Source organism: Corynebacterium sp. HMSC062A03, assembly GCF_001811145.1.
Classification (GTDB): Bacteria; Actinomycetota; Actinomycetes; order Mycobacteriales; family Mycobacteriaceae; genus Corynebacterium; species Corynebacterium aurimucosum.
Genome location: NZ_KV803703.1, coordinates 43,251 through 60,106, shown reverse-complemented (window position 1 = coordinate 60,106; position 16,856 = coordinate 43,251). Strand labels below are relative to the sequence as shown.

Sequence of the window (16,856 nt, the reverse complement as noted above, 5' to 3'; positions counted from 1 at the left end):
CCGTGGTCTAGCGCGCCAGCTCCTGCTTGAGCTCCTCCAATTCGTCGCCGCCGGCCATCCACTGGGTCAGCTCCGGCAGCGTGACCTCCTCCTTGGAAGCGTCGAGAGACATCTGCCCCACCGTGAGCACGATGAAGTGATCGCCCACGAGGTAGGCGTGTTGCGGGTTGTGCGTAATAAACACCACGCCCATGCCGCGTTCGCGGGCGGCGTCGATAAAGCGCAGCACCATGCCTGATTGCTTCACACCGAGCGCGGCGGTGGGCTCATCCAGGATGATGTAGCGCGCGCCGAAGTAGATGGCGCGGGCAATGGCGACCACCTGGCGCTGGCCGCCGGAGAGGGCGGAGAGTTCCACGGAGACATCGCCAAGCTCAATGCCCATCTCGGCCAGCTGGTCATGCGTAATCCGCTTCATTTCTTCTTCACGCAAGCTCCCCAGCGCCCCGGTGAGCTCTTGGCCTAGGAAGAAGTTACGCCACACAGACAGCGAGGGCACTAGCGCCAAATCCTGGTACACGGTGGCAATACCGGCGCCGAGGGAATCGCGCGGACTCGTGAAATTCACCTCTTCCCCATCGACGGTGATAGTGCCCCCGGTGGGCTGGTTGAGGCCGGCGAGGATTTTAATCAGCGTGGATTTACCCGCGCCGTTATCACCCAGCACGCAGGTCACTGCGCCTTCCTTGACGCGGAGGTTGATACCGCGCAGGGCGTGGAAGTTGCCAAATGTTTGGGAAATATCGTGCAACTCAATCATGGTTATCGCTTCCTCGTAAAGTTGGCCACCGAAGTGTTCGTGAGCACGGCAAAGAGCAGCATCGCGCCGAGGAAGAACTTGAACCAGTCGGGGTTCCAGCCGGCGTACACGATGCCCTGGTTGGTCATGCCGAAAATAAGCGCGCCGATGGCGGTGCCCACCGCGGTACCGCGCCCGCCGGTCATGGAGCAGCCTCCAATGACCGCAGCGATGATGTAGAGGAACTCGTTGCCAATACCCTGGCCGGCCTGGATGGAATCGAAGGCAAAAAGGGTGTGCATGCCCACGAACCACGCTGCAAATCCGACGAGCATGAACAGCGCCACCTTGACGCGGCGCACGGGAACGCCGACGGCGCGGGCGGCTTCATCGTCGCCACCAACGGCGAAGATCCAGTTTCCCCAGCGCGTCTTGTAGAGCACCCACGAGGCGATGGCGACGAAGAGGATCCACCAGATGACGGTGGCGCGGATGCTCAAGCTGCCGATGTGGATGGTGCCGGAAAAAATGACGCGGGCAGAATCGAAGCCTTCCATGTCCGAAATGGTGGGGGTAGCCACCTGGCCGGTGACCAGCTTGGTAATCGCCAGGTTGAGACCCTGCAGCATAAGGAAGGCCGCCAGAGTAATAAGGAAGGAGTCGATCTTGGTGCGCACCACCAGGAAGCCGTTGAGCGCACCGATGGCCAGTGCGGTCAGCAGGGAAAGGCCCACGCCCACCCACGAGTTGAGGTGGAAGTTGTAGTTGAGCATGGTGGCCACGAGCGCCGCGGAGGTCACCGCCACGCCGGAGGACAAATCAAACTCATTACCAATCATGAGCAGGCCCACCGCCAGAGCCACGATGCCCAACGTGGAGCTGGCGTAAAGCACCGTGGAGAAGGCCTCCACCGAGCGGAAGGCGGGCGCCACGATCATGAAAAGGACGAAGATGACCACCGCGCCGAGCAAGCTGGCCAGTTCCGGACGGCGGATGAAGCGCGCGAAGCCGCTGCGGCGGGTCAGGCGGGTATCGGCGGGGGTTGATTGCGCCTCGTCTGATGCAGTCGTGGCTTCGCTCATCGCAGGCCTGCCTTAGCGGATTCGGAGATGATGTCCACGTTGGTGGAATCCACGAAGGAGGGGCCGGTGTACACGGGGCGTCCGCCGCCCATGGTGGAACCGTTGCGGTGTGCCAACCACAGCGAGTCGACGGCAAGGTAGCCCTGCATATAGGGCTGCTGATCGACGGCCCACTGGATACGCTTATCCGCAATGGCGTCGACAAGCTCGGCGTTGGTGTCGAAGGTGGAGACCTTGGCCTCGGAGGCGGCGTCAGCAACCGCGTCGGCGGAGCGCATGGCCACGGAGGCCTGCAGCGCCATGACCCAGTCAATGGATGGGTCCTGGCTCAGCTTCGCGTTGATGGTGGACTGCGCGGCGGTCAGATCCTTGCCGTTGACGTACAGGAGCTCAACCTTGCCGTTGTCCAGTCCCTTCTTCACACCGGCGCAGCGCGACTCCTGCGAGGAGTTGCCTTGCTCGTGGATGACGCACAGAACGTGCTTGGCGCCATCGTCTTTGAGGCGCTCGCCGGCCTTGGTGCCGGCGACCTTCTCCTCCTGGCCGAAGAAGGCACTCATTCCATACTTCTGGTAATCATCCATGCCGGCGTTAAGCCCCACGGTGGGGATGCCAGCATCCACGGCCTTCTTGGCCACCGGTCCAATCGCTCCAGCGTTGGGCATGGTCACGGCGATGCCATCCACCCCGGAGTCGATGGCGGACTGGACCAAGTTTGCCTGGTTGGGCGCTTCCGGGTCGGAAGAGTAACGCAACTCGATATTGTCCTTGCGAGCGGCATCCTCCGCGCCCTTGCGCACGAGATCCCAGTACGTATCACCTGGTGCGCCATGGGAAATCATGGCAACGACAAGACGCTCGGTGTCGACGCCACCGGCTAGCTCACCGTCAGCTTCGGGACGGGGCGCACCACCGGTGGCGGAGCAGGCGGCAAGAAGGGTGGCAGCGGCTACCGAAATAAGGCCTAGTAGTGGCTTCTTAGTTTTATTCACCCTTGCATGGTGCCCCAGATTGGGGGACTTCTCCAACCCGCCTGACCTGCTTCTTTATCGTTCCAGAGGGGACACGCTGGGGATACTCTAGCGCCTGCTACCCCCGTTTCGTTGTGTCTCCTCCCTCCGGTTCGAGGATGCCGTTGCGAAGCCGAGCGGATTCGCTCAGCAGCGTTGCTGCCTCACGTTCAGCTACCTCGTCAGCTGTGCCTGCTCCCAAGTTGCGCTTTACCGGCCGCTCGTACAGCGATGGCCCACCGCGCATGCCTTCTTCTAAGCGCCGCAGTCCACGCAGCTCGCGATCGGCGGCGGCCACCCGCCAGGCTTCGGCCACGCCCTCACCCTGCTCCCGGGCCAATGCGGCAAAGAAAGCACTCGGGTGAACCAGCGCGATGAGGGCGGAGACGTGCCCGAAGCCCAGAGATGTCACCAGGCCCGCCTTCGGCGGGGTGCGGCGAAGGTCCAGCGGCTGGCGCAGCCACAGCAGGTGCTCGTGGCGGCGCAGCACGGGGTCGACGCAGTCCAGGGAACGGTTCGGCGGGAGAATTCCGCTGCGCAGTACCTGGGTCAGACCGATGAGTTGGAAGGCGGCGGCACCGCCCTTGGCATGCCCGGTCAGGCTCTTCTGCGATATCACATACAGCGGGTTGCCGGGGCTGCGGCCGAGGGCGGCGGCGATGCGCTCGTGCAGGTCAGATTCGTTGGGGTCGTTGGCGTTGGTGGAGGTATCGTGCTTGGACACCACGGAGATATCGTCGGGGCCGACCCCCAGCGCCTTCAGCGAGCTAGCCAGGCGAGACTCCCTACCGCCCCGCGCCGCGGAGAGTGCGCCCAAGCCCGGCGCGGGGATGGAGGTGTGCGCACCATCGGCGAAGGACTCGGCAAAGCCCACCACGCCAAGGACGGGCAGCCCCATCTGTGCGGCAAAGCTTCCCCGGGCGAGCAAGATAGTCCCGCCGCCTTCGGATTCCACGAAGCCGGCACGACGGCGGTCATTAGCGCGGGAAAAGAAGCGATGCTCAATCCCCTTCGCCGCCATCTCGGCGCTATCGGCCGTAGCCGCCATGTCACCAAAGCCGGTAATACCCTCGATAGACAGGGCATCGATGCCGCCGGCCACGACGAAGTCCGCCTTGTGCAGGCACAGCTTGTCGAAGCCCTCCTCCACCGACACCGCCGCCGTGGCACAGGCGGCCACCGGGTGCACCATCTGGCCATAGCCGCCGACATAGGACTGCATCACGTGCGCGGCAATAACGTTGGGCAGCGCTTCCTGCAGGATGTCATTGGGGCGTGGCTGGGCCAAGAGCTTATCGACGTACAACGAGCGCAGCGCCTCCTGGCCTGCCATGCCGGTGCCCTGGGTGGAGCTCACCCGCGCCGGGTGGACATGGGACAAGAGCTCGGCCGGGCTAAAGCCTGCAGAAAGGAAGGCATCCACTGTGCACACCAGGTTCCACAAGGCGAGCCGGTCGAGGTTATCCACCATGTCCGCGGGGATGCCGTAGACCTGTGGGGCAAAGCCCTCCGGTATCTGGCCGCCCACGAAGCGGGTCATGGCCACGCGCCGCGGAACCCGCACTGCGGAGCCAGCGGGCCGGGTGATTTGCCATTCAACCTCGCCAGTCTGATCAGTAACGCGCCGCAACGTGGCACCCTCGCAGCTGTCGACGAAGCTGCGCGCCGTCTCTTCGTCCGGCACGCTAAAACTCAGCGGCTTCTCTAGATAAATGGTGGTCAGCTCGGGCGCGAGGTTATCCAGCATAGGTAGGTGTGGCCCGAAGTCATCGTGGAAGCGGCGTACACCAATCCCAGCGAGAACTTCGTCGTGGAAGCGCTCGTAGACGTCTTCCTCTGCTAACTTTTCACCTTCGGCCGTCAGCCATCCGGCTGTGCGCTCATCCCAACTGACGAGTCCGCGACTCCAGGCCAGTTCCAGCACGCCAGCCGCGGAGAGCTCTCCGCCGACCTCCGCCTCATAGCGGGTACGCGAGGAGCCCAGCGGACCGAGCTCTCCCGCGCCGACGATGACCACCATGTCCTCGAGAGTCTGCGTTACCCCACTGAAGTCGGGGCTGGTCGACTCCGCAGGTTTCAGCACGTTCGGCAGGGCCTTCGCCGTTCGCGAAGCCTTCTCTACGCGCGAGCTACCAGCTGCCAGTGGTGCATCTGCTTCCTCTGGCTGTGACGCCCGGGCAAGTGCGGCTAGGTCCAACTCAGCATCGGCCAGCCCGCCGGTGAGGTCGACGCTCAGCGGTGAGGACGCTGCCTGAGCGCGGATCTGCGGGGACGCGGTGACGTCGAGAAGCTGCACCGCCATCTCCTTCGCTGAGAAGGTCCGCACGCCGCGGGCCTCCACCTGCTCAACCAGCGGATCGTTGCCGCCCATCAGGCCGGTGCCGCGCACCCACCCGATGTGGGCGTGCACCAGCGAGGTGCGCGCTCCCCAGCTGGATTGCTCGGAAGACCAGCGGTTAACCAAGGCATCGAGGGCCGCCTTGGCCTCGCCGTAGGCGCCATCGCTGCCGAAGCGCCCGCGGTTGGGTGAGCCCGGCAGCACCACGTGCAGGCGGTGGCCCACGCGTGTATCCGTACCCACAGCGGAAAGCGCCGCAATAAGTTTTTCCACCGACCACAGCAGCAGGCGCATCTGGGACTCCGCCCCCGCACCGGCATCCTGGAGGGTACCGGTAACGCGCGGCGCGGCGAAGGGAAAGAGCAGGTCCGGCACATAGGCCGGTTTTATCTGCACGGTTTTACCGCCCACGGTGGCGGTGTGCTCTGCCGCAATCCATTCCACGAGCGCATCCACGTCCGCGAAGGAACTGAGGTTTGCTGGAACTACCCACAGCGCGGCCGCGCCGACAGCCCGCCTGCGGTAGAGCTCCTTATAAAACTCCAGGCGCTCGTGGCTTAGCTGGGAGGTCGTCGCAATCACGGTTGCGCCCTCCGCGAGCAACTCGCCAATGAGCTCGGCGGCAATCGAACCCGGCGAGCCACCCGTCACCACCGCCACCTGGTCAGCCAAGAGCAACCCATCGGCCGGGGTGCGGGCATCGCGGGCCAAGTCCACATAGCCGAAGTGCTCGGCTAAGAGCGCTACCTCCTCACCGGCGCCCAGCACGGCGAGTTCAGGCTCTGTTTCTCCGGCGGCGGCTGCGCGGGCGATGTCCTCGCGGGCGCTGGCCCAGCGGTCGTCGAGAAGCACTGCCTTGCGCGCATCAAAAGCGGGGGCGACGCGCTGCTGCCAGTCCGGCCCCAGCTCCGTGGCAACGAGCTGCTCCAGCTCCGTGCGTGCTGCGCTGTCCCCCTGCTCAATCAGGGTCTCCTCACAGCCGAGAGCGGCGAGTGCGGCGCGGGCGGAGTCCTCCAGCGCCGATTCAAGGCGCTCGGTATAGGCACGCACCGCCTCCGGGTCCACGGCCTCGTGTGGCGTTGCCGCTGCGGCCTTCTGAAGCGCGATTCCTTCGCACTCGCCGGCAGCGCGCACCGCGGCGTCGATCAGTTCATCGAGCTCAGCTACCGACGCCACGGCGGTCGTGGGCAAGCTGGCCAAGTCCCCGCCGCGCAACGAGGAGCCCTCGCGAGTACCCAGGACCAGCTGCACAGTCGCGCGGTCGACCCAGCCTGGCCCCAATCCCCAGGTACCGCTCACGCGCTCGGCCACGTAGCTGGGCTTCTTGCCCGCCGGTCCCGTGAGCCGGTTGAGCGCCTGCGCAACCTGCTCTGTGAGGACCTCCCCGAATGGTGCATAGCCCGGCGCGCGCTGCGCCACACTCTCCGCCAGCTGCGGGATGGGTGTATCCGCAGCATTCTCGATGGCGCTGATACCGAATTCCACGCCAAGGTCAACGAGCAACTGGTTGCGGCGGGAGGATACGCCTTCCACGAGGGTTTCGATGGAATCAGTCGCGGCCATTTGATCAGGGCGGACCTTCGTCCACAACGCAATAAGCATCTCGAGGGCCTGGTGCACGCTCAGCGGGCAGTCCTCGATGGCGGCCGGCGCCTCCTCACGTGGTGCCTGCACGGTTTCTTCCTGGTGTGTGTCAGGTTCTACCGATTCCGCTTCGGCGCTAACCGGTTGTGCGGCTTGCTCTGCGACCGCCTTCGCTGCTGGCCCGGGTGCCGGCTCGGCGTCTTCGGCAAAGACTCGCCCATGGTCGCGCTCATAGTTGAGCACCTCGAGGTCTGCGCTGCCCGCGTGCTGGGGAAGGCGCAGGGTTTGGCCCAGCATGTTGGAGAGCGTTGGCGCGCTGCCAACGCCGACCTCAATGAAACGCTCCACGCCAAGCTGCGCGAGGAGCAAATCCTGGGTCTCTATCCAGCGCACGGGGGAAGCAAACTGCCAGGCCAGAAGCTCGATGAGCAGGGTACGGCCCAGGCGCGCCGGGCTCGCCACGGCACCATCGAAGTCCGCCAGAATCTCCGCGATGGGTTCCGAATCCACCACCGCGGCGATGGATTCCACGAACTCGCGGCTCAGCGCGAAGGGCCGCGCCACAAGGTTTGGAATATAGCGCCCCACCAGCGGGTCGAGATTGATTTCTTCAGGGATGAGTACATCGAGGTGCGCGCGGAAATCCGCTACGCCGCCCACCAGGTGGGAGGAGTGGAAAGGCACGTCAATTCCCGGAATGGGGATGACGGCACGCTGCCCAGGGGCGCGGCGCTCGGCGTCGCTCGCCAGTGCATCCAGGCCCGCCTTCGTGCCGGCCACTGCATATTGGCGCCCGGCGATATTGTGGTTGACCACCTCGAGGAACTCGTCCGTATCCGCAGCGACCCGAGCGACATGGTCAAAGGCTTCGGTCGCGCTCATCCCCATCTTGTTCGGGCGCAGCGCAGCGAAACCGTAGAGAGATTGCCCAGCGGAATCGCGCTCGACCAGACGGTGCATGGTTAGACCGCGGACATAAACGATGTCCAACACTGCTTCCAAGGACAGGACCTCGGCATAGGCGGCCAGGGCGTTGTACTCGCCCACCGAGTGGCCAGCGAAGAAGGCACAACTTTCAAGAACCCCGGATTCTTTAAGCGCTGCAATCTGTGCGCAACCCAGCGTCGCCATAGCCACCTGCGTGAACTGCGTCAGATATAGCACGCCATCTGGGTGGGTAAAGGTCTCACCAGCCACCACCACGGTGTCGGGGTTGTGGCGGACGATCTCCAGGATGGAGAAGCTCAAGCTTTGCCGCGTGTGCTCATCCGCACGCTCCCACACGGCGCGCGCCGCTGCGGATTCTGCGTAGTCCTTCATTCCCATTCCTGGGGACTGGATGCCTTGGCCCGGGAAAGCATAGAAAGTAGTGGGGCTGCTCATCGTCGCTCGCGCCTGCAGCACCGGCACGCCCTGACTCGTGGCAGTCACGCTGCGGACCTCACCGTAGCCGCGCCGCTTGTCGACGCCCACCCGTTCCACATCAAACTCCACCTCACTGCCGGGAAGCACGGGTGCAAGCCAGGTAACGGACCACTCGAGAACGCGGGTGCTGTCAAATGCCGCAGCCGCCTGCGCCAGCGCCGAGGTCCACATGCCGTGGACGATCGGGCCTTGACGATGCCCCGCCAGTGCCGCAGCGTTCGATGACAGGTGGATGGGGTTCCTATCCCCCGTTACAACGGCGAAGGGCCGCAGTGATTCCGGTGCCACCGCGGTGGTGCGGTGGCGGAAGGAACACGGAGTCTCACGGAGAGAGGACCCTGCACTGTTTTCTTGGCTGTTTGCTTGCGCGTTGGTTTCGGATGCATCACCATGCCGTCCGGTAATCAGGAAGCGCTCGTGCATCTGCGCGAATTCATGTTCTTCGTCGCGCACGGCTGTAGTCACGCCGACTGTAATGTCGACAACGCGCCCCGACGGTGTATCGCGTACCTCCTCCAGCTTGGCGGTGTAGCGCAGGTCCAAAGGCTCAGCGTCGGGGGCGGCGCTGCTGCGAAGCCGATCCCAGGCGTGCGGTGTGAGGCTCAGCGAGTGCTCGAGGTGGACAAGGTTGAGGAAGCCCTCCACTATCGGCTCCCCGGACTCGGTGTGGGCGCCGGCCAGGACTGCGAAGAGTGCCGGCCAGGCGCGGCCAACGAGGACATCGGGCGAGACAGCAGTGCTCATCTCCCCGCTCGTCACCGCACCATACTGGGCAATGTCGGTGGCACTGAGGTCAGCGCTGATTGTTGCGGCCCCGGAATCAACCTCAGGTAGGTCGCCGCCGACAGCTTGGCGCAGCAGCTCCCGCATGGCGGATTCGGCATAGTCGACAGTGACCAGTGGTGAGGCACCCGGAATGCGCGGCGAAGTGATGCGCACACGCAGCCTAGCTCCGGACTGGAACGGAACGGTCAACCACATGGCATCGTCGCCGGCAGCCTCCAGTTCCACGCCATGAAGGCCCAAGCGCAGAAGGTTGGGCTGCTCGCGCCCGGCCCAATTCAGCCCCGGGGCGCGGCGAATGAGCTCTTCAGTGCTGAAAGCGGGCTCGCCAGAGTCATCCTCGGTCTCGTCAAGAAGCGCAAGTGCCGCCTGTTCGAAGCGGCCAAGTATCTGCGCCACCGGCCCGTTGGCCTGCTCGATTCCCTCAACGGCTGCCGTGCCAGGGATGATGCAGACCTCATCGGCCTCGTAGTGCTCATCGTGCGCCTGCCACAAGGTGTCGCGGCGCCAGCGGCGGCGTACGTCAGAATCGATGACCGGCACAAAGTTTGCGGGTTTGCCCGGACCATCCACGAGCTGGATGAACCATGCGGCGTCGGTCGGGTGCAGCGCGGCGTCACCGTAGAGTTCGGTTAGCTGAGCACTTGCCTCAGCTGGGTTCTCGCGGTCAACCTCAACGCGCAACTCAATCTCGCCGTGGTCGGTCGGATGAAGGCGGGCTTCGGCGCGAGCCACCATGCGCATGAATCGACTCAACCAGGATTCATCGACCCAGCCGTCCAGATAGGACAGCTCAAGGTAGCGCTGCAGCCACTCGGAATAAGACATCTCATTAAGGTCCCCGAAATAGGGCTTGCACGTGCACCCGATGGCCTCAATGATCTCCGCGCGGTGAGTCTCCACGGCCGCAGCGTCACCGGCCACCTCATCCAAGAGGCGCCCAGCGCGGGCAAAGGAATTGTCCAGCTCGTGAATGTCTGCCCCCAGGTCCGAGCGTCCCGATACAACGTCGTCGCGCTTCGCAGCGACGAGCGCCTGCTTTACCGACTTGGATGCGGTGGATTCCTTCGCCGCCATGGCAGCGGTGCCCACCATGATGGCATCGACTGGCGCTGCGGGCAGACCGTAGCGCTGCGCCCACGTGCCCAGCAGGTACTCTGCTCCACGCGCTGGGGTACCGATTCCCCCACCAACGGCGAGAAGGACATTGTCATGCTCACGGATCCGCGCGTAGGTAGCAACAAGGACCTCATCGAGACTTTCTAAAGAGTGGTGGCCACCGGCCGAGCTACCTTCCAGCTGCATGATTACGGTGGTCTCAGGGAGAGCGTCCGCAACGCGGAGAACCTCCTCCACCTGCGCCGAAGTTCCCGGCTTGAAGGCGACCCACGGGATATTCGCTGCGTGGAGCTTCCCCACCAGCTCTATTGTCTCCTCCACAGGCGGAATACCAGCGGAAATCACCACGCCGTTGATAGGCGCTCCCACTGCGCGTGCCTGCAGAATCGAATTCGGCCCCTCGATCTGGCGGCGCCACTGGGAAGCCGCGAGGTACAGCGCATTGAACTGGGCGTTAACCCCAGGCTGCAGTAGCCGGCCCAGGGTGTGCAAGTTCTCTTTAAGGATGGCATCGGTGTGCTGTCCCCCGCCGGCCAATTCGGCCCAGTGCCCGGCATTGGCTGCCGCGGCGACGATGTCCGGGTCCACCGTGGTGGGGGTCATCCCGGGGAGCATGACTGGTGAGTAGCCGGTGGCCCGAGTGAAAGCGGTCGACAGACGCCCGTTTACCACGCGCGGGGCCCACTCGGACCACGCGCGTGGCAGAGAAGGTGCGCGTCCCGGTTCCACGAGCTGAGCCAGTCCTTGCGCTGTCCCCACGGCCAGCGTGCCCACGCCGTGCCCGGCAACGAGATCTCGTGTCAGCGGCTCCACCCCGCGGGTGGGCCCGACTTCAAGGATCCAGCGAGCCCCAGCGTCAAGCGACGAATCAACGCGCTCGGGCCAGTCCACGTAGTCCGTGAGCACGGCGCGCGCGAGCTGCGCGGTGATTTCTGGGTCCAAGCCGATTCGCCCCGCCCAGCTTTCTACCTGTTCCACCGCATACTGCATGGTGGGATGGTGGAACGCGGCCGAAACGTCAAGGTCGGAAACGGTAACTGCGGCGGGCTTGACTTCCTCCCCTTCCGTAAGGGTCGCGTTCTCCTGCAGCGCGGCCTTCACTCGGGCAAGCTCAACCGGTGTTCCGACGATGACGAAGCGCCCCCGTCCGTTGTCGAGGCCAATGCGGGCACCGGCTTCATGCAGTTGCTGCTTCGTCGCACCGGTCACCGCCGCCATGGGTGCGCCCTGCGCGGTGCGGACGAGCCCAGCGCTGCGCGCGGTAGTCACCATGGCTGCGCCGATGAGACGCGCCAGTGCCAGAGCCCCCGCTGGGCTCATGCGCTTCTTCACCACCGCTGCGGCGAGCACGCCTTGGGAATGGCCGATGCTGCTCACAGCGTCCTCGAGTTCTACTCCGTGTGCGCGCAGGTTTTCTAGCACCGCCAGCTGTGCGGTGAGGATGCCGGGAGTGGAAAGTGGGACGTCGGCAAGCGCGTGCGCCCACGCCGGCTCCGCATCCGCCCAGGCCAGGGGTGCAAACCCGTGTGGCGCAGCGGGCAGGAGTTCCTCGTCCAGTGGGGCAAGCAGTTCTTCCGCCTCAGCGAGGTACTCAGTCAGTTGCGGCCCGACACCAGTGGCAAGGGCGTCGCGCAACGTCGGCAGCCAGGCATAGCCTTGTCCGGAGAAAGACAGCGCGAAAGGCTCGGAGCCCAAGTGCGCAACCAAAGGCACAGAGACGTGGGAATCGGACACCGTCACTACTCCCCCAAAGCGCGAGCGACAAGCTGCGCGGCCTCATCGAGGGAAGACTGGGTCTTCGACTCAGGAATATCAGAAAAGACCTGGCAGGCGTGGTCTGGGACAACCTCGGCTGAGCGCTGCAAGCCGCGTTCAGCAAGGTACTCGTCAAAGAACATATCGATACTCATACCGTGTGCCGATTCTACCCACTAGGATCACTACGTCATGTCCACTCGTACCCCGTTCTTCATCGCCGCACTGCTTAACGCCGCGATAGCCGCACTGGTGGCTGTGGGCCTTTTCCTTCCCGCCCCAGTCGATCCCCCATTCGAGCAGCCCAGCGCCACAACGGCAGCGGCGCCGGTCCAGGAGGGACCTACAGAAGAACAGTCCGAAGAGGCCGCTCCCGCGCCGGAGATCGCCGAAACACTCGCCGCCTTGAATTCCTTGGAGGTCAAAGGCCGCGCTCCCATGACCGGTTATGAGCGTGAGGAATTCGGCCAAGCGTGGTCCGATGATGTGACGGTGGACTTCGGACACAACGGCTGCGATACCCGCAACGACATCCTCCGCAGGGATCTGGATCCGGAAAGCCTCGTGCTCAAGGAAGGCACCCACGACTGTGTGGCGCTGTCCGGGGTTTTGCACGACCCTTATTCGGGCCAGGACATTGAGTTTCAGCGCGGGGCGCAGACCTCACGCGCGGTGCAGATCGATCACGTTGTGGCGCTGGCCGACGCCTGGCAGAAAGGCGCCCAGCAATGGTCACCGGAGAAGCGCCGCAACTTTGCCAATGATCCACGCAACCTCCTTGCCGTCGGCGGTCCTCTCAACCAGCAGAAAGGCGCTGGTGATGCCGCCACGTGGCTGCCGCCTAACAAAGGTTTTCGCTGTGAATATGCGCGCCGCATCGTCGAGGTAAAAGCGACCTATGGAATCTGGGTTACGGAGGCAGAAAAGGATGCACTCAGTCGGCTGCTGCACGCCTGCTGAGTATTTCTATCCCCCTTAATGTGTTTTAAGCGTTGCGGGTGCGTTCCGGCTACCCCCGAAATTATGCGCATAATATTCATCCGCACCTAACGCTGGAGCTTAGTTTTCCACGATCGGAATTCCGGGGCGCACTGCACGGACAAAGGGCCTGACCCGTTCCCAAGCCATTCGCAAGCACGCCCTGCGCACTTCCATCATTCCGGTTGCGACCTCCGTTGCTTTCTCCGTTCCCGACATCTTCACCGGCGCCATCATGATGTTGACCATCTTCGCGTGGAAGGGCAACGAAAAGAGAGCCTTCCCAAGCTGCGGAAAGGCCCTCTTCATGTGGTTTTGAATGTGCTTAGTTATTGCCCTTGTTGAGCTGATTGCGCAACTGATCAAAGTAGTCGCGCGCGCTCTGCGGCTGGTTATTGCCCTGCGGCGGGGCCGGGAAACCCGAGAACTGACCAAAGCCCTGGCCCTGCTGTGCGTTCTGTACGTGCTCCTGTGCTTGTTGCTGTGCGCGCTGCGCCTGCTCCATCATCTCAGCATCGCGGCGGGCACGCTCATCCCGCTCGCGGCGCTCCTGTTCCTCACGACGGCGACGCTCCGTGGCGGCATCCTCGCGGCTGTGCTTTGCTTCGCCGGCCGGCACCTTCGGCTTCGGGGCTTCGTTAATAGCGTTAGTGGACAGCAGCGTATCGCGCATACCGCCGAAGAGATCCTGCATGCCGCCCGGGTTAGACGGCATGTACAGCACATTGGTGTGGGCGCGGTCGGCCACGTCCACCATGGCGTCAAGGTACTGGGAGACCAGCATGAGGGTCTCGGGGTTCTCCTGCACACCGGCAGCACGCAGCAACTCGTACTGCTGGGCAATACCTTCGACGATTTCCTTACGCTGGTCAGCCACACCGCGGCCCTGCAGCTTCTTGGCCTCGGCCGCACCTTCGGCTTCCTTGACCACACGGATCTTCTCAGCTTCTGCCTGCGCCACGGCAGCCTCGCGCTCACGCTGTGCGGCGTTAATAGAGTTCATGGACTCGCGCACGCGGGCATCCGGGCGAATATCGGTTACGAGGGTGTTGACGAAGTTCCAGCCGTAGGCGGCCATGTTATCGCGCAGGGACATCGCTACGTTGCGGGCGATGGTGTCCTTGGAAGAGAAAGAATCATCCAAGTTCATGTTCGCCACGGAGGAACGGACGTTGTCCTGCACATAGGCCACGATCTGCTGCTCGTGGTTGGACAAGGTGTAGAAAGCCTGACGCTCGCTGCCCTGAACTACCTCGTACTGCACGGCAACGGGGATCTGGACGAAGACGTTGTCCTTGGTCTTGGTTTCCACCATGACATCGAGCTGACGGATCTGCAGGCTAATCTTGGCGCGCACGCGGTCGACATAAGGCACCTTGAAGTGCAAGCCCGCGTGAGCAACGCTCACGAACTTACCCATCCGCTCAATGATGGCGGCCTCCTTCGTCCGGACGATGAAGAAACCGTCGAAGGCAGTGGCAATAATAATGAGGAGAATCACGCCAATGACGATGAGACCGGCCATAGGCTTATCCTTTCTGCTCGGTTAAGGTTTTCCTAACCAGTGTGCCATACGGTGACCACCACCACATCTCGAGAAAGAACATTCCCCGAGAGCTCTCGGAGCACTCTTATCGCTCATCAGCCGCGCGGAAGAGCTCGCCCAAAATCCCCGCGCCGTCCTCACTAATACCGTTGTGCTGGAAGCGGTTGGTCACCACTGGGCGCAAGTCGCGGTAGGTCTCTCCTGTAGCCAGGGAGTCTTCGAAGGGCACGAAGATATCGTCCAAGTAGATGGCGGCGGAGGCGGTAACGGGTGCGGCGGCAAGCGCAGCGGCGTCATACGGAGAGCTTGCCCACTCGTGGGCGGCGAGCTCCTCGGCGGCCTGCTTGAAGGGGCGCAGCGCCGGATCCTCATCGAACTGCCAGGGGAAGATGTGCTCACCAGTGAGATAGGTACCATCCTCGGCGAACTCGGGGAACTCCTCACGCATGCGGTGCGCAGCCCAGCCGGTGACGGCCTGGCCGCCGACGCCACCGTAGATAGATTCATGGATGGCCGCGTACAGCGGGCCAGCCTGGAAGCTCACGCGGCTTCCGACGTCGTTGAGGAAGTCCGAACGCAAGCGCTTCTCCCCACCCACGGTGCGGAAAGGTTCCTCCAGCAGGTAGCCCAAAGAATCGAAGCCAGTGCCGCGCCCCAACTCAATTCCGATAGTGCGGAAGCGGCGCGCAGACAGGCGCTCCCCTGTCGGAAGTAGCTCCTCCGAGTTGTCTAGGTGGTGGAGGATTTCCTCGACGCGCGCTTTAGCCCACGGGAACTGGGCATAGAAACGCTCGTGACGCACCTTGAGCTTGGCAAAAGTCGTGCGGTAGAGATCATCTGCACCCTTGGCCAGGGTAGGAAGGCCACCGGTGAGGAAGGCTCGGCCGATAGACTCCGGGAACATCGAAGCATAGGCCGTGATGATGAAGCCGCCGAAGGACTGACCAAAGAGATCCCAGGACTCCTCCCCCAGGTGCTCACGCAGGTGTTCGGCATCGCGCACGATGTTTTCCTGGCGCAGTTGGGCCAAGCGCTGTGCGGTGCGGTCCTCGGCAGGACTCAGCTCATCAATGCGGTGGCTGCGACCCGTGCCGCGCTGGTCCATGAGGATCCAGCGGTAGCGCTCCAAACCCTTCCCGATGAGTCCGGAAGCACCCGTCGGCCTTGGCGCGGGAAAACCCGGCCCGCCCTGGTTATAGAGCAGCGCTGGGTAATTCTCACCGCCGGGCGGGATGATTTCCCGGGCGTAGAGCTCGAACTCCCCCGCGGCGGGATTGTCATAGTCCCAGGGGACGGTGATGGTGTGTTCCTTGATGGTGTGGCCGAAGCGTTTCATGCTTCTAGTAGACCACGAAACCCTCCTCGCGGAACGCATCGCGGATAGATTCAACATCTTCCGGTTTCGGCGGCTTGGTGTCCTCGAGAGTGTAGGGATAGCCCAACTCGCGCCACTTGTCCGCGCCCATGTTGTGGAAAGGCAGGACCTCGACGCGCTCGACGTTGCTCTTCCAGCGGGAGACAATCTTGACAACGTTGGCGACGTTTTCTGGGGAGTCTGTCAGGCCAGGGACGACCACGAAGCGAATCCACACCGGCTTGCCCATCTCATTGAGACGGTCACCGAAGTCGATCGTGGGTTGCAACTCGCGGCGAGTGACTTCCTTGTAGGTCTCTTCGTCACCAGACTTGACGTCCAAGAGAACCAGGTCGATGTTGTCCATGTCCTCATCGCGCAGGCGCGCGCCGAGGTATCCCGACGTGTCAATCGTCGTATGAATACCGGCGTCATGGACCTCTTTGAGCAGGCGCCGGGTGAAGGCGATTTGGAACAGCGCCTCGCCACCCGACAAAGTCAGACCACCTCCTGAAGCCTTGAAGACGGGCTTATAGCGCTTGACGCGCTTGACCACATCCTCGATGCGCTCCAAGGTGCCAACCTTCATCTCCATGGTGTCAGGGTTGTGGCAATACTGGCAGCGCAACGGGCAGCCCGACATGAACATGGTCATGCGGGTTCCGGGGCCATCAACAGCCGTAACCAGCTCCCAAGAATGCACGAGCGCGACATCACCGGAGCGGCGAGCCTGCATCAGCTCCGAGCGGGTAAAACCGTCGAGGTCATTGTCCGTTCCTAAACCGGCGGCGGCGCCGCGCACCTTCTCCCCTTCTTCAGGAGAAAGACGCACGACGCCGGTAATGCCATCTGCCATTTAGGAACCCTGGTGGAAGGTGCGGGAGATAACGTCCAGCTGCTGCTCGCGTGTGAGCTTCACAAAGTTCACCGCGTAGCCGGAAACACGGACCGTGAGGTTCGGGTACTTCTCCGGGTGCTCAACGGCGTCCTCCAAGGTGGACTTGTCCAGGACGTTGATGTTGGCGTGGTAGAGGCCCGAGTCCATGTTGTTGGCGGTGCGGTTGGCCTTCATGGTGGCGAGGCGCTCGTCAAAAGTTGGGGTTGCCATGATGTGTTCTCCTTGGGAAGTGGTGTGGAAGTGGT

At 63.4% G+C, this 16,856-nt stretch carries 10 protein-coding genes and 1 pseudogene; 2 read left to right on the top strand and 9 right to left on the bottom strand.

The features are described 5' to 3' along the window. Positions 1-7: 7 nt before the first annotated feature. The 5 genes from HMPREF2781_RS10825 to HMPREF2781_RS12585 form a co-directional block, all read right to left on the bottom strand. Positions 8-760: an ATP-binding cassette domain-containing protein gene (locus HMPREF2781_RS10825; RefSeq protein ID WP_070645943.1), complete on the bottom strand. Its 753-nt coding sequence runs from the start codon at positions 758-760 to the stop codon at positions 8-10. Positions 761-762: 2 nt separating this feature from the next. Continuing rightward, a complete protein-coding gene (locus HMPREF2781_RS10820) occupies positions 763-1,821 on the bottom strand; it encodes an ABC transporter permease (RefSeq protein ID WP_070645941.1) in 1,059 nt (352 codons plus the stop codon). Next, complete coding sequence (locus tag HMPREF2781_RS10815; protein ID WP_070645939.1) at positions 1,818-2,813, bottom strand: substrate-binding domain-containing protein; 996 nt, start codon at positions 2,811-2,813, stop codon at positions 1,818-1,820. The genes HMPREF2781_RS10820 and HMPREF2781_RS10815 overlap by 4 nt, the downstream gene beginning before the upstream one ends. A 97-nt stretch (positions 2,814-2,910) precedes the next feature. Next, on the bottom strand, positions 2,911-11,814 hold the full coding sequence (locus tag HMPREF2781_RS10810) for a type I polyketide synthase (RefSeq protein ID WP_083308567.1): 8,904 nt from the start codon (positions 11,812-11,814) through the stop codon (positions 2,911-2,913). Between the two features lie 5 nt (positions 11,815-11,819). After that, a complete protein-coding gene (locus HMPREF2781_RS12585; RefSeq protein WP_168163690.1) occupies positions 11,820-11,990 on the bottom strand; it encodes a hypothetical protein in 171 nt (56 codons plus the stop codon). Between the two features lie 37 nt (positions 11,991-12,027). Here HMPREF2781_RS12585 and HMPREF2781_RS10805 point away from each other — a divergent pair, with 37 nt between their 5' ends. Further along, positions 12,028-12,795: an HNH endonuclease family protein gene (locus HMPREF2781_RS10805; RefSeq protein WP_070645935.1), complete on the top strand. Its 768-nt coding sequence runs from the start codon at positions 12,028-12,030 to the stop codon at positions 12,793-12,795. 127 nt (positions 12,796-12,922) lie between these two features. After that, positions 12,923-13,078: pseudogene (locus tag HMPREF2781_RS12330) on the top strand (ABC transporter permease subunit); the annotation flags it as partial. A gap of 60 nt (positions 13,079-13,138) precedes the next feature. Here HMPREF2781_RS12330 and HMPREF2781_RS10795 read toward each other — a convergent pair. The 4 genes from HMPREF2781_RS10795 to grcA2 all read right to left on the bottom strand — a co-directional run bounded on the left by HMPREF2781_RS10795 (position 13,139) and on the right by grcA2 (position 16,821). After that, positions 13,139-14,338, bottom strand: coding sequence for an SPFH domain-containing protein (locus HMPREF2781_RS10795; RefSeq protein WP_070645931.1), 1,200 nt, complete (start codon positions 14,336-14,338; stop codon positions 13,139-13,141). A gap of 106 nt (positions 14,339-14,444) precedes the next feature. Continuing rightward, on the bottom strand, positions 14,445-15,695 hold the full coding sequence (locus tag HMPREF2781_RS10790; RefSeq protein WP_070645929.1) for an alpha/beta fold hydrolase: 1,251 nt from the start codon (positions 15,693-15,695) through the stop codon (positions 14,445-14,447). A gap of 4 nt (positions 15,696-15,699) precedes the next feature. Continuing rightward, positions 15,700-16,569 carry a pyruvate formate-lyase-activating protein gene (gene pflA, locus HMPREF2781_RS10785; protein WP_070443392.1) on the bottom strand — a complete coding sequence of 290 codons (870 nt, stop codon included), beginning with the start codon at positions 16,567-16,569 and terminating at the stop codon, positions 15,700-15,702. After that, positions 16,570-16,821, bottom strand: coding sequence for an autonomous glycyl radical cofactor GrcA2 (gene grcA2 / locus HMPREF2781_RS12775; RefSeq protein WP_039676708.1), 252 nt, complete (start codon positions 16,819-16,821; stop codon positions 16,570-16,572). Positions 16,822-16,856: the final 35 nt, after the last annotated feature.

Bases quoted from the DNA above. Each gene is read 5' to 3' on its own strand.
- HMPREF2781_RS10825 (WP_070645943.1), bottom strand. From the start codon at position 760: ATGATTGAGTTGCACGATATTTCCCAAACATTTGGCAACTTCCACGCC.
- HMPREF2781_RS10795 (WP_070645931.1), bottom strand. From the start codon at position 14,338: ATGGCCGGTCTCATCGTCATTGGCGTGATTCTCCTCATTATTATTGCC.
- pflA (WP_070443392.1), bottom strand. From the start codon at position 16,569: ATGGCAGATGGCATTACCGGCGTCGTGCGTCTTTCTCCTGAAGAAGGG.
- HMPREF2781_RS10805 (WP_070645935.1), top strand. From the start codon at position 12,028: ATGTCCACTCGTACCCCGTTCTTCATCGCCGCACTGCTTAACGCCGCG.
- grcA2 (WP_039676708.1), bottom strand. From the start codon at position 16,821: ATGGCAACCCCAACTTTTGACGAGCGCCTCGCCACCATGAAGGCCAAC.
- HMPREF2781_RS10820 (WP_070645941.1), bottom strand. From the start codon at position 1,821: ATGAGCGAAGCCACGACTGCATCAGACGAGGCGCAATCAACCCCCGCC.
- HMPREF2781_RS12585 (WP_168163690.1), bottom strand. From the start codon at position 11,990: ATGAGTATCGATATGTTCTTTGACGAGTACCTTGCTGAACGCGGCTTG.
- HMPREF2781_RS10790 (WP_070645929.1), bottom strand. From the start codon at position 15,695: ATGAAACGCTTCGGCCACACCATCAAGGAACACACCATCACCGTCCCC.